Annotated in this window: 16 protein-coding genes; 5 read left to right on the top strand and 11 right to left on the bottom strand. The window is 62.5% G+C overall.

What is annotated here, in order from left to right; genetic code table 11:
• Positions 1-22: 22 nt before the first annotated feature.
• The gene (gene trxA, locus NKH91_RS13840) at positions 23-346 is read left to right on the top strand and encodes a thioredoxin (protein WP_023677558.1); all 324 of its coding nucleotides are present in this window, start codon (positions 23-25) and stop codon (positions 344-346) included.
• Between the two features lie 133 nt (positions 347-479).
• Positions 480-761 carry a cupin domain-containing protein gene (locus NKH91_RS13835; RefSeq protein WP_023718287.1) on the top strand — a complete coding sequence of 94 codons (282 nt, stop codon included), beginning with the start codon at positions 480-482 and terminating at the stop codon, positions 759-761.
• Between the two features lie 46 nt (positions 762-807).
• Here NKH91_RS13835 and NKH91_RS13830 read toward each other — a convergent pair whose 3' ends face one another.
• The 7 genes from NKH91_RS13830 to NKH91_RS13800 all read right to left on the bottom strand — a co-directional run bounded on the left by NKH91_RS13830 (position 808) and on the right by NKH91_RS13800 (position 6484).
• On the bottom strand, positions 808-1059 hold the full coding sequence (locus tag NKH91_RS13830; protein WP_352884844.1) for a VOC family protein: 252 nt from the start codon (positions 1057-1059) through the stop codon (positions 808-810).
• Complete coding sequence (locus NKH91_RS13825; RefSeq protein ID WP_352950977.1) at positions 1023-1226, bottom strand: VOC family protein; 204 nt, start codon at positions 1224-1226, stop codon at positions 1023-1025. The genes NKH91_RS13830 and NKH91_RS13825 overlap by 37 nt, the downstream gene beginning before the upstream one ends.
• Before the next feature lie 62 nt (positions 1227-1288).
• The gene (locus NKH91_RS13820; RefSeq protein WP_352847680.1) at positions 1289-2614 is read right to left on the bottom strand and encodes a bifunctional folylpolyglutamate synthase/dihydrofolate synthase; all 1326 of its coding nucleotides are present in this window, start codon (positions 2612-2614) and stop codon (positions 1289-1291) included.
• A gap of 62 nt (positions 2615-2676) precedes the next feature.
• Positions 2677-3603, bottom strand: coding sequence for an acetyl-CoA carboxylase, carboxyltransferase subunit beta (accD, locus tag NKH91_RS13815; protein WP_352847682.1), 927 nt, complete (start codon positions 3601-3603; stop codon positions 2677-2679).
• Positions 3604-3698: 95 nt separating this feature from the next.
• Positions 3699-4538, bottom strand: coding sequence for a tryptophan synthase subunit alpha (trpA, locus tag NKH91_RS13810; RefSeq protein WP_352484473.1), 840 nt, complete (start codon positions 4536-4538; stop codon positions 3699-3701).
• Positions 4539-4540: 2 nt separating this feature from the next.
• A complete protein-coding gene (trpB, locus tag NKH91_RS13805; protein ID WP_352847685.1) occupies positions 4541-5791 on the bottom strand; it encodes a tryptophan synthase subunit beta in 1251 nt (416 codons plus the stop codon).
• 33 nt (positions 5792-5824) lie between these two features.
• Positions 5825-6484, bottom strand: coding sequence for a phosphoribosylanthranilate isomerase (locus NKH91_RS13800; protein ID WP_352847788.1), 660 nt, complete (start codon positions 6482-6484; stop codon positions 5825-5827).
• A 167-nt stretch (positions 6485-6651) separates the two neighbouring features.
• Between NKH91_RS13800 and NKH91_RS13795 the strand changes: the two genes are divergently transcribed.
• The gene (locus tag NKH91_RS13795) at positions 6652-6870 is read left to right on the top strand and encodes a hypothetical protein (protein WP_023718294.1); all 219 of its coding nucleotides are present in this window, start codon (positions 6652-6654) and stop codon (positions 6868-6870) included.
• 8 nt (positions 6871-6878) lie between these two features.
• Here NKH91_RS13795 and NKH91_RS13790 read toward each other — a convergent pair whose 3' ends face one another.
• The 4 genes from NKH91_RS13790 to NKH91_RS13775 form a co-directional block, all read right to left on the bottom strand.
• Positions 6879-7637 (bottom strand): M48 family metallopeptidase, encoded by a 759-nt coding sequence (locus tag NKH91_RS13790; protein WP_352847687.1) that lies wholly within the window; start codon positions 7635-7637, stop codon positions 6879-6881.
• 98 nt (positions 7638-7735) lie between these two features.
• The gene (locus NKH91_RS13785) at positions 7736-8212 is read right to left on the bottom strand and encodes a DUF2852 domain-containing protein (RefSeq protein ID WP_352495238.1); all 477 of its coding nucleotides are present in this window, start codon (positions 8210-8212) and stop codon (positions 7736-7738) included.
• Between the two features lie 116 nt (positions 8213-8328).
• Positions 8329-9471, bottom strand: coding sequence for a benzoate/H(+) symporter BenE family transporter (locus NKH91_RS13780; protein ID WP_352847690.1), 1143 nt, complete (start codon positions 9469-9471; stop codon positions 8329-8331).
• A 4-nt stretch (positions 9472-9475) separates the two neighbouring features.
• Entirely contained in the window at positions 9476-10246 is a 771-nt protein-coding gene (locus tag NKH91_RS13775) for an alpha/beta hydrolase (protein WP_352484469.1), read from the bottom strand.
• A gap of 214 nt (positions 10247-10460) precedes the next feature.
• Between NKH91_RS13775 and infC the strand changes: the two genes are divergently transcribed.
• Together infC and NKH91_RS13765 are read left to right on the top strand one after the other, a co-directional pair.
• The gene (infC, locus tag NKH91_RS13770) at positions 10461-10997 is read left to right on the top strand and encodes a translation initiation factor IF-3 (RefSeq protein WP_023677573.1); all 537 of its coding nucleotides are present in this window, start codon (positions 10461-10463) and stop codon (positions 10995-10997) included.
• Between the two features lie 202 nt (positions 10998-11199).
• The gene (locus tag NKH91_RS13765; RefSeq protein ID WP_023718299.1) at positions 11200-11841 is read left to right on the top strand and encodes a methyltransferase family protein; all 642 of its coding nucleotides are present in this window, start codon (positions 11200-11202) and stop codon (positions 11839-11841) included.
• Positions 11842-11972: the final 131 nt, after the last annotated feature.

Below are 11972 nucleotides of genomic sequence, written 5' to 3'. Positions count from 1 at the left end.
AACAAATCGAAAGGATCTCAGCATGGCCACCGTCAAGGTCGACAAGAGCAATTTCCAGGCCGACGTGCTCAACGCCAAGGAGCCGGTCGTGGTCGATTTCTGGGCGGAATGGTGCGGCCCGTGCAAGATGATCGCCCCGGCGCTTGAGGATATCGCCATCGAACTCGGTAGCAAGATAAAGATCGCCAAGCTCAACATCGACGAGAATCCTGAGCTGGCTGCGCAGTTCGGCGTGCGCTCGATCCCGACACTGATGATCTTCAAGGGCGGCGAAGTCGCCGATATGAAGGTCGGTGCTGCGCCGAAAACGGCATTGTCGCACTGGATCAACGGCAGTCTCGCCTGATCCGATCAAAGTTTTGCAGAAAAGCCCGGCCTCGTGCCGGGCTTTCTTTTTGCTGGCGTCATTGGTGGGCCGCTCTGGCACTCGCGGCTTGCCGCCCCGTATTCTTCTCTTCTGAATACAAAGGAGAAGCGATATGACCGGATCCGCCAAGGCCACCGTCTTCATCGACAATGAGCGCGTCATCGTCACCGAATACCGCTTCGCCCCGGGCGACAACACCGGCTGGCACCGCCATGGCCACGACTATGTGATCGTGCCGTTGACCGACGGCAAGGTGAAGCTCCTGACCAAGGATGGCGAATCCTTCGCCGAAATGAAGAAGGGCGCGCCGTATTTCCGCAACGAGGGCGTCGAACATGACGTCATCAGCGCGAACGACGGCGAATTCGCCTTTATCGAGGTCGAGCTGAAGTAATCCACCAAGCATCGGCTGCGCCGCCACATTGTCCGGCGACGCGCGATCACCAATCCGCGATACGATCGCCGCCGACGAATTGTGCGCTTTTCTCAGTGTATTCGAACAGTTCGATCTTCACGCCGTTGGGGTCGCGGATCCAAGCCTGGTAGGTGTCATCGCACCCGCGTTTCTTTGAGGTGACATCAACCCCCTTTGACCTCAGGTGGGCGATCGCGGCGTCGATGTTTTCCACTTCGAGGCAGAAGTGGTTGATCTGGTTCAAGTCGCTATAGCTCGCGCCGTCTTTCTGGAACACCTCGACATGGCTACGGCTGCCGCAATTGAGATAGAAGCCGAAAATCTTGCCGTCGCGCAGGAATTTAACTGCGTATCCATGCCGAGGACGTCCCGATAGAAGCTTCGCGTCTTCTCTAGGTCATTCGCGAAAATGCAAACGTGAGCGAGCTGCTTTACCTTGACCATGATTGGCTCCTCGCGGTGATCTGATAGGTGTGGCGTCATCATGGCCCGGGTGGAGGCACGCCTCAAACCGGCGGTGTGCCGTTTTCGGCCAATACCGCACCGGCCAGGTAAAGCGATCCGCCGATCAGGATTCGCGGCGACGGTCCGTCCCACGTGTCGCGCAGCAGCATCAGCGCATTGGCGACGGAACTGACGGGTTCGGCCGACAGGCCGGCCTCGATGGCGCGCGTCGCCAGTTCGTCGTTCGGCACGCCCGCGTCGCTCGTGCTCACCGGCACGGTGTAAACGTGCCGCACCAGCCCTTTGAAGGCACGGAAATAGCCGCTTTGGTCCTTGGTGTTGATCATGCCCGAGATCAGGAACAGCGGCCGCGGGTTCTTGTCCTCTTGCTCGGCCAGCGCCTCGGCGACGACCACGCCAGCGCCGGGATTGTGGCCGCCGTCGAGCCAGATGTCGGCGCCCTTCGGCGCCAGTTCGCTCAGCCGGCCCTGAGGCAGCTTTTGCATGCGGCCCGGCCAGGCGACATTCGTCATCGCCTTCTCGGCGGCGCGGTGGCTGATCTCGAAGCCCGCCGCCTTGACCGCTGCGATCGCCGCTGCCGCATTGGCGAATTGATGGCGCCCCGGCAGGCGCGGCGGCGGCAGGTCCATCAATCCGTCTTCGTCCTGATAGACCATGCGCCCGTTTTCCTCATAGGCAAGGAAATCCTGGCCATAGACGAAGGCGGGGCAGTCGAGCCGTTCGGCGGTTTCGATGAGCACCTGCTGCGCCGTCTCGCTTTCCTGCGCGCCGATGACGACCGGGCATCCACGCTTGATGATGCCGGCCTTTTCGGCGGCGATCAGTTCAACGCGGTCGCCGAGATAGGCTTCGTGGTCGAGCGAGACCGGCATGATCACCGACACGGCCGGCTCGGCGATGACATTGGTTGCGTCGAATCGGCCGCCAAGGCCGACCTCGAGGATGACGGCATCGGCCGGATATTCGGAAAACAGCACGAAGGTGACTGCGGTGAGGATTTCGAACACGGTGATCTTCTGGCCTTGATTGGCCTTGGCGACGCGGGCGATGGCTTCGGCGAAGACCTTGTCGTCCACCAGCCTGCCGCCGCCATCGGCGGCCAGTCGGTAGCGCTCATGCCAGTTCACCAGATGTGGCGATGTGTGGACATGGACGCGGTAGCCGGCGGCTTCGAGCAGCGCCCGTGAAAAGGCGGCACAGGAGCCCTTGCCGTTGGTGCCGGCGATGTGGATGACCGGCGGCAGCTGGTCCTGCGGGTTGCCGAGGCGCTCGAGTAGCCGCGAAATGCGGTCAAGCGAAAGGTCGAAGCCCTTCGGGTGAAGCGCCATCAGGCTTTCGATTTCGCGGTCGGCGGCAAGCGTGGTCATGAAGGAATCCTAAGCGTGCGCACAACGGCACACAACAGCCGCCCGCGCCGCATGATGTCGTGTCAGGCTTGCGGCCTGGCCTCGACCGGGATCACCGACGGCGGCAGGATTTCCGGCTCCTGCGATTTTTGCTCTTCCGGCAGCTTGAGCAGCATTCTCAGCAGCCGCGCAATCGTCTGGCGCATCTCCAGCCGTGACACCACCATGTCGACCATGCCGTGTTCCATCAGATATTCGGCGCGCTGGAAGCCGTCGGGCAGCTTTTCCCTGATGGTCTGCTCGATGACGCGCGGGCCGGCAAAGCCGATCAGGGCGCCGGGCTCCGCAATGTGCACGTCACCCAGCATGGCGTAGGAGGCGGTGACGCCGCCGGTCGTCGGGTTGGTCAGGACGACGATGTAGGGAAGGCCGGCCTCCTTCAGTCTGTCGACGCCGACCGTGGTCCGCGGCAACTGCATCAGCGACAGGATGCCTTCCTGCATACGGGCGCCGCCGGAGGCCGCAAACAGGATCAGCGGCCGCTTGTGCTGCAGGGCGACCTCAAAGCCATGCACGATGGCGTCACCGGCCGCCATGCCGAGCGAGCCGCCCATGAAGGCAAAATCCTGCACCGTCACCACCACCGGCAGGCCTTCGACGGTACCCAGCGCATTGATGATGGCGTCTTCCATGCCGGTCTTGGCCTTGGCATCCTTCAGCCGGTCTACATAGCGCTTCTCGTCGCGGAACTTGAGTGGATCCTGCACCACCTTGGGGTTTTCCAGCGTTTCGTATTTGCCGTCGTCGAGGAAGAACTTCAGCCGTTCCTTGGCCGATATCTTCATATGGTGGCCGGAGGACGGGATGACGAACTGGTTCTGCTCCAGATCCTTGTGGAACACCATTTCGCCGGTCTCGGGATCCTTGATCCACAGGTTTTCCGGCATGTCGGTGCGGCGGCCGAGCATCGAATTGATCTTCGGGCGGACGTAATTGGTGATCCAGTTCATCGCTTCGGCTCCTGTCCTTACGAAGAGTTAGACCATGATCCCGAAAAGTGGAAACCGGTTTTCGGCAAAGATCATGGTCAACCAGATGATCAAGACTATTCGGCGGCAGCAAGGCGAGCCGCGCGAACCCCTTGCGACAGCCCGCTGACCAGCGTGGCGACAGCTTCTGCCGGATCGGCGGTCTTTTCGCCCTTCGGCCCGAGCACGTTGGCGACCGCATTGACGATCGCCGTGCCGACGACGACGCCGTCGGCCGAGGCACCGATGGTGCGCGCCTGCTCGGCGGTCTTGACGCCGAAGCCGACGCAGACGGGCAGGTCGGTATGGCTCTTGATGCGCTTGACCGCTGCCGCCACCTTGCCGGTGTCGGCCAGCGCCGAGCCGGTAATGCCGGTCATCGAGACATAGTAGACGAAGCCCGACGTGTTCTGCAGCACCTTGCGCAGGCGCTTGTCGTCGGTGGTCGGGGTCGCCAGCCGGATGAAGTTGATGCCGGCCTTGAGTGCCGGGATGCAAAGCTCCTCGTCCATCTCCGGTGGCAGGTCGACGACGATCAGCCCGTCTATGCCGCTGGCCAGCGCGTCGCTCAGGAAGCGCTTGACGCCGTAGATGTAGATCGGATTGTAGTAGCCCATCAAGACAATCGGCGTTTCATTGTCGCCGGCGCGGAATTCCGAGGCCATCTTCAGCGTCTTGACCAGTGTCTGGCCGCCCTTCAGCGCCCGCAGGCCGGCCGCCTGGATCGCCGGGCCGTCGGCCATTGGATCAGAAAACGGCATGCCGAGCTCGATGATGTCGCTGCCGGCGCCAGGCAGCGCCTTCATGATCGACAGCGACGTGTCGTAGTCGGGGTCGCCGCCCATGAAATAGGTGACGAGTGCCGGTCGGCCTTCGGCCTTCAGCTTCGCCATGCGGCGGTCGATACGGGTGGTCATGATCAGATCTCCATGCCCAGCATATTGGCCACCGTATGCACGTCCTTGTCGCCGCGGCCGGACAGATTGACGATGACGATCTGGTCCTTGTCCATATCAGGCACGATCTTCACCGCCTGCGCGATAGCGTGGGCGGATTCCAGCGCCGGAATGATGCCCTCGACGCGCGTCGTCAGCTGAAACGCCTCGAGCGCCTCGTCGTCGAGGATCGGCACATAGTCGACGCGGCCGGAATCGCGCAGCCACGAGTGCTCCGGCCCGACGCCGGGATAGTCGAGCCCGGCCGAGATCGAGTGGCCGTCCATGATCTGGCCGTCGGCGTTCTGCAGGAGGTAGGTACGGTTGCCATGCAGCACGCCGGGCGCGCCGGCACTCATCGAAGCGCAATGCTCGATGCCATCGAGGCCGCGGCCGCCGGCTTCGACGCCGATGATGCGAACCTCTTTGTCGTCGAGGAAGGGATGGAACAGGCCGATGGCGTTGGAACCGCCGCCGACAGAAGCGATGATGGTGTCCGGCAGCCGGCCTTCCTGCTCGAGGATCTGGGCGCGTGCCTCGGTGCCGATCACCGATTGGAAGTCGCGCACCAGCTCTGGATAGGGGTGGGGGCCGGCGGCGGTGCCGATCAGGTAATAGGTGTCCTCGACATTGGTCACCCAGTCGCGCAACGCCTCGTTCATGGCGTCCTTCAGCGTGCCGTGGCCGGCGGTCACCGGCCGCACTTCCGCGCCCAGAAGCTTCATGCGAAAGACGTTGGGGCTTTGCCGGGCGACATCGGTCGCGCCCATATAGACGATACAGGGAAGCCCAAAGCGCGCCGCCACTGTAGCGGAAGCGACGCCATGCTGGCCGGCTCCGGTCTCGGCGATGATCCTCGTCTTGCCCATGCGCTTGGCGAGCAGGATCTGGCCGAGGCAGTTGTTGATCTTGTGCGAGCCGGTGTGGTTCAGATCCTCGCGCTTGAAATAGACCTTTGCGCCCCCGCCGAGGCCCTTCGCTGCGGAAACCTCGCGAAGATGCCTGGTCAAGCCTTCGGCGAAATAGAGCTTCGACGGCCGCCCGGCGTAATGCGTCGAGAGATCGGTCAGTTCGGCCTTGAAGTCCGGATCGTTCTTGACCTCGTTCCAGTGCCGCTCCAGCTCAAGGATCAGCGGCATCAGCGTTTCGGCAACGAAACGACCGCCAAAAATGCCGAACATGCCCTGCTCGTCGGGGCCGGTGCGGAAGGAATTCGGTATCGCCGGCTTATCCATCGCCGATCTCCTGGTCTGTGGTTTGAAGCGTGGTCAGGCGGCGCGGTTGTCGCGTGCTGCCCCGACGGCCCGGAAAAATTGTTCGATCAGCGCCGGTTCCTTGACCCCCGGCGCGCTTTCCACGCCCGAGGAAAGATCTATTCCGGGCGGGTTCGCCAGCCCAAGGGCGTCGCCGATATTGCCGGCATTGAGCCCACCGGAAAGCATGTAATCGACGCCGGCGTCAAGGCCGGCCAGAATGCGCCAGTCGAAGGCAAGACCGTTGCCGCCCGGCAGTTCCGAACCCTTAGGCGGCTTGGCATCGAACAGGAAACGGTCGGCAATGCCGACGAAGGGTTTAACCCGCTCGAGATCGGCAGCCTCGCTGACCGGCAAGGCCTTCATCACCGGCAAGCCGTAGCGCGCCTTCACCTCAGCCACCCGGTCGGGCGTTTCGGCGCCGTGAAGCTGCAGCATGTCGGGCTGCATTTTTTCGACGATCTCGTCCAGGAACGCGTCGCTGGCGTCGACCGTCACCGCAACCGCCTTGGTCTTGCCGCGCGCCGCTTCGCGCAGGCGGCCGGCTTCCACCGGCTCGACATAGCGCGGGCTTTTGGCAAAGAAATTGAAGCCGACATGGCTGGCGCCGCCGGCCAATGCCGCGGCCAGTGCCTTGTCAGTCTTCAATCCGCATATCTTGATGTCCAGCGCCATGGCGCGGGATTGGCACGAAACGACCAAAGAGTCGAGAAAAAGCATCCTGTTTGCCGCCGGCGCGGAACGCGCTACCTTGCTAATGTAAGAGCGGAACGCGCCACCTTGCTAATATAAGAGCGCAACGCGCTACCTTGCTCAGGCACAAAGGCGGGAGAACAAAGACCATGCCGGAAAAGACCGTCGCGGAACTCAGGCAAAAGCTGGCGCAGGCCCATGAGGTCATCGCTCATTTGATGGACAAGGCAGCCTTCAACGGCGCGGAGGCGCATCGGGCGCTGGCTTATTTCAGCAACGATGGCTTCGAGAAGGATTTTCTGCCTTGGCCGCGCCATGTCGATGAGGGGTTGCGGCCGGAGGAGTTGAACGCGGCGAATGACGATTGATCGGACAACTACTCGAACGTGATCGCCTGCAGCGCGCCGCCATTGCGCTTGAGCCAATCCTTGCAGCGCTCGGTGTCCGGGCACAGCTGCTCGCATAATTTCCAGAATTTCGGGCCGTGGTTCATCTCCTTGAGATGCGCCACCTCGTGCGCCACGAGGTAGTTTATCACCGGCCGCGGCGCCATCATGATGCGCCAGGAAAACGACAGATTGCCGTCCGACGTGCAGGACCCCCAGCGGCTCGACGTATCCTTGAAGCGGATCGCCTTGGCGCGCTTGCCGACCGCAGCACTGTGCTTGGTCACCAGCGCCTCGATCTCGCGCTTGGCTTCGCGCTTGAGGAAATCGGCGATGCGGCGCGGCAGATGCAGGCGCTCACCATGCACGATCATCAGCGGACCGCGCTCGTCGCGCGACAGCGTGACTGTACCGCGTTTCGACGGTTCATGGACGATGCGATGCGACACACCGCGCACCGGTATCTTGATGCCGGGCCGCACCTGCGGCCGGTTGGGCACCTTGGCCAGCCTTTGCTCCAGCCAGTCCTGATGACGGTCGAGGAATTTTTCCACCTCGCCGCGCCGCAGCCCCGGCGGCACGGTGATGCGCAGGCCGCGGCCGCCGGAATCGATGCGCAGCGTCAGGCGCCGCGCCCTGTCGTTCTCGACGATCTTGAGTGGCAGCGTGCGGCCGGCAACGCAATGCTCGCGCTCCACGACGGGCGTGGGCTTGGGTTTCGTCGGGGTGCGAAAGAAGCCGAAGGACATTCCGGGACGATACGTGATTCGAGGGAAACGACTAGAACAAAAAAGAAACGGCGCCGCTGACGCGACGCCGTTGGATTATCTATCTGGGCACGGGACCCTTACTCGTCGAGCAGGCCTGGCGTGGACTTGCCGGTGGTTTTGTTGTTCGTCGTCGACCCGGTCGTGGGAGACGTCGACTTGTTGCGGTTGGCCATGAAACGATCGAACTCTTCCTGGTCCTTGGCGCGGCGCAATTCGCGGGCATATTCGTCGAACTCGCTCAGCATCTCGTCGAGCTTGCGGCGTTCCTCGGCAAGCCGCTCGAGTTCCTTTTCGCGCCAGTCGTCGAAAGCGACGTTGCCGGTGCGGGCGGAGCCATGGCCCCAGCGCGCGGCCTTGTCGGAACCGCGGCGGCAGCCGGCGAAGATGCCGTCGGTGGCGCGGTTGACGTCACGCTTGAAGCCGTCGAGCCGGTCGCCCCAGATGATGTAGGCGAGCATGGCGAAGCCGAGCGGCCAGAACACCATGAACCCGATCACCATCAGCGCGATGGTCGCCGGCGTCCAGGCCGGACGGATCAATGCAGATGTGTTCATTTCTCCCAATCCTTCAGTTGGAGACAGCCAAATCCGGCTGCGTGGAATCGAAATGGGATGGAGAAAACGGCGATTCAAGACAGCAACCGCCAAAACCGGACAAGCGGCTGAAATGATTATCGCTTTTTGAGCATTTCAAGGAAAAGCACGACCAATCCGGCGATCAGGCCCCAGAACGCCGCACCGACGCCGAACAGCGTCAGCCCTGATGCGGTGACGGCGAAGGTGACGGTAGCGGCCATCCGCTCGTCCTCGTCTTTCAAGGCGATCGACAGCGCATTGGCGAGCGGTGCCATCAGCGCCAGGCCGGCGACCAGCGCGATCAGGCTCTGCGGCAATACGGCGAAGATCGCCACCAGCGAGGCGCCGAACAGGGCAAAGACAAGATAGGCCAGCGCATAGAACGGGCCGGTCTTCCAGCGCTCGGCCGGATCGGGATGCACGTCGGGTCCGGTGCAGATCGCCGCCGAGATCGCCGCAAGATTGGTCGTCGAGGCGCCGAACGGCGCCGTCAGCAGCGAAAACAGGCCGGTGACGCCGATCAGCGGCCCGGGTTCGGGATGATAGCCGGCTGCCCTCAGCACGGCGAGGCCGGATAGGTTCTGCGAGGCCATGGTGACCAGATAGAGCGGCAATGCCAGGCCGATGATCGAAGCGGCGGTGAACTGCGGCATTACCAGCGTCAAGCTCGAGAGTTCCGGTGCCGGCAGACCGCCGACCCGGTCGGTAAGAAAGGCCGCGAGACCGCCGCCGATCAGCACCAACAGCACCGACAGCGCCGGGTTGAACAGGCGGATGACGAAGAAGACCGCAACCAGCGGCAGGATCAGCCAGGGGTCGACGGGCACGGCCTTCACCGCATTGATGGCGAAGGTTACGACGATGCCGGCCAGCATTCCGGACGCGACCGAAGCCGGTATTCTGGCGATCAGCTTGGTCAATGGCCCGAACAGGCCGGTGGCGACCAGCAGGACCCCGGTGACGATGAAGGCGCCAACCGCCTCGCCCATCGAAAAGCCGGTCGATGCGGCGATCAGCGCGACGCCCGGCGTCGACCATGCGGTGATGACCGGCATTTTCGTGCGCCAGGACAGCCACAGGCTCTCGATGGCCATCGCCAGGCAGAGTGCCGTCACCCAGCTTGCGGTCTCGACCTGCGTTGCGCCGACCGCCTTGGCGGCGGCAATGACGATGGCCAGCGTACCGCCGAAGCCGACGATCGCCGCCACAAAGGCGGACACCGGAATGGAAATGCGCATGTTTCTATCCCGCCTGCCGCACCATCGCGTCCACCGCCCGCACCAGCATGTCGAGATCCTGAGGCCGCGACAGGCGGTGGTCGCCGTCCGGAATGAGCGACAGCGTGACGTCGTCGGCCGGCAGCAGGCCGACCAGCTTGAGCGCATGGCTCGACGGCACGTCGGGATCGGCCAGGCCTTGCAGGATATGGACCGGACAGTGCGTGTCGACCGGCCCGGTCATCACCCGGTTGCTGCGGCCGTCCTCGATCAGAGCGCGCGTGTAGATGTAAGGCTCGGCTGAATAATCCGACGGCTCTTCGAAAAAACCCTTTTTCCTGAGGTCGCGCTTCTGCGCTCCGGTCAGCACCGGCTCCACCAGTTCGAACGTGAAATCGGGCGCCGGGGCCAGCAGCACAAGGCCGGCGACGCTGTTCTCGCCCGCCTTACGCAATTCCTGCACCATGCGCAGCGCGATCCACGCGCCCATCGACGAACCAACCAGGATTTGCCTGCCCTGGGTGAAGCGGCGGAAAACCGCCAGGCTCTCGCCTAGCCATTTCGAGATGGTGCCGTCGGCAAAGGCGCCACCCGATTCGCCATGGCCGGAATAATCGTGGCGCAGGAAGGCCCGGCTTTCTTTGCGCGTCCATTCCGACAGGGTTTCGGCCTTGGTGCCCAGCATGTCGGATTTGTAGCCGCCAAGCCAGACGATGCCGGGCTCGGCACCTGCCGCATGCCTGACGGCGATGCTCGTCCCGTCGACGTCTAGGAAGATCGGGGTGGTGGTGCTCATGGTGTATTCCCTCGCGCCGGTCTTTTGGCACAAGCGGGGGTTCAACGAAAAGTGCTCTGTTACTTTCTTCGCTTGGTGCAGAGGAGCATTCATCGAGCAGGTGATTTCCTGAGAATGCTGTGCTATTGACTCCGACCGCGCACTCACCACATTGCGCGTTCGCAATTCTGAACTGAAGAACCCCTTAACGAAACGGCTCAAGGAGACCACGACCATTCGCAGACCTTTCAAAGCAGCGGCGCCCACCAAGGAAGGCCCGCGCTCCAACCGTGATATCCGGGTTCCCCGGGTCCAGCTAATCGACGCCGAAGGCCAGAACCGGGGCGATGTCTCCATCAACGACGCATTGCTGCTCGCCGAAGAGGCTGGGCTCGATCTGGTCGAGATATCGCCCAATGCAGTGCCGCCCGTCGTAAAGATCCTCGATCTCGGGAAGCTGAAATACGCCAACCAGAAGAAGGCGGCCGAGGCGCGCAAGAACCAGAAGGTCATCGAGATCAAGGAGATCAAGATGCGCCCGAACATCGACAGCCACGACTATGAGACCAAGATGAAGGCCGTCCGGCGCTTTTTCGAGGAAGGCGATAAGGTCAAGCTGACATTGCGCTTCCGCGGTCGCGAGATGGCGCACATGGAACTCGGCATGCAGCTTCTGAATAAGGTTCGCGAGGAAGTGGCGCCCATCGCCAAGGTCGAAGCCGAACCGAAGCTCGAAGGCCGCCAGATGATGATGGTGCTGGCGCCCCGCTAAAGCGCGTTGCGCTTTAGTTCTGTTTTGTGCATGTCGTTGTCCCAAAACCGCTGCGCACTTTTGGGCGACATGCATTAAATCCGCCTGAATCATGTTGCAAGGCGTCCCGGCGATCGGCGGGGCGCCTGTTTTCTTGGCCAGACGCTGCGATCGCCGGCGAGAGCAACGACGCTCTGGTTCCCTCGACGATCGGATTCCCGACATGGTCAATGAAGTCAGATACGCGCAAGTTAAGCACGGGCTTGGCAGCTACCAGCATATGCGCAGGATGGTACTTGCCGTTCTCATCATGGTGATGTTCGCGGCGCTGCTGTTCGGCCAGTCGGTTTTCCCTCCCGATACGCCAGTGCATGAAACGATCGAAATGGTCGGCGTCGTGCTGATCTTTCTCGGCATCGTCGGGCGCTTGTGGTCAACGCTTTACATCGGCGGACGCAAATCCTCCGAAGTGGTGACCGGCGGACCCTATTCGATCACGCGCAACCCACTCTACCTTTTCTCCACTTTAGCTGCCGCTGGTGTCGGCGCACAGATCGGCTCCATCGCGGCCACGATCGGCTTTGGAGCGCTCTGCGCGGGTGCCTTTTACATCGTTATCCTGCGCGAGGAGAAATTCCTCAAGGAGGTTCTCGGCGCGCCATACCAGGCCTATCTGGCGAAAGTGCCGCGCTTCTTCCCGAAACTGTCACTGTATCAGGAAGGCGACACCGGCAGCTTCAAGCCGCGCCTGCTGCGAACCACGTTACTGGACGGGCTGGTGTTCCTCCTTGCCTTGCCGGCTTTCGAACTGATCGACGGCGCCCAGCAGTCGGGCATATTACCGGTGCTGTTCCGTTTCCCCTGAGCACTACAAGGTTGCTGAGCGCTGGGTGTTGCGCGCGCCCTCGCTTTGACGTATATGACCGCGTTCCAAAAAAACCGCCCGGCAGGGCATGCCGTGGCGGTTTCATTTGCTTTTCGGGCTTTGGTCGGCCT

It is taken from the genome of Mesorhizobium sp. M0894 (genome assembly GCF_040319725.1).
Lineage (GTDB): Bacteria > Pseudomonadota > Alphaproteobacteria > Rhizobiales > Rhizobiaceae > Mesorhizobium.
Note: the sequence above shows the minus strand (reverse complement) of the source record. Positions and strands in the feature narration are given on the sequence as shown.